At 65.2% G+C, this 391-nt stretch carries 1 protein-coding gene; it reads right to left on the reverse strand.

Annotated elements, in window-relative coordinates; translation table 11 throughout:
- A partial coding sequence (locus tag RNB18_RS53325; protein ID WP_311721220.1) for an SDR family NAD(P)-dependent oxidoreductase occupies positions 1-381 on the reverse strand: 381 nt, incomplete at its 3' end.
- Positions 382-391: the final 10 nt, after the last annotated feature.

The following is a 391-nucleotide window of genomic DNA, read 5'->3' on the forward strand; positions in this document are numbered from 1 at the left end:
CGTGGCCACCAGGCCGGGGGCGACGACGTTGACCCGAATGCCGTACTGGCGCTCCTCGCGGGCCAACGTGAGCGCCGCGGCCTCCAGTGCGCTCTTCGCCAACGTATACGCCGCAGCACCTTTGGCGAACTCGCGGGTTATGGTGCTCGATATCGCGATTACGTCCGCACGACCGGTCGAGCGGAGCTGTGGCAGAGCGGCCCGAATCAGAGCCAGCGGGCCGAGTAGGTGCACATCGAGCAGTCGCTGGTATTCCGCACGGTCGGTGTCGGCGATGCTGGTCCCGCGCGACGCGGTGCCGGCGTTGCTGTCCAGCAAGTCGAGCGTGCCCAGTTCGTCGTTGATCGCTGAAAGCATTGGTATTACGGCGTTTTCGTCGATTACCGAGCCT

The sequence above is a fragment of the Streptomyces doebereineriae genome (assembly GCF_031845645.1).
Lineage (GTDB): Bacteria > Actinomycetota > Actinomycetes > Streptomycetales > Streptomycetaceae > Streptomyces > Streptomyces canus.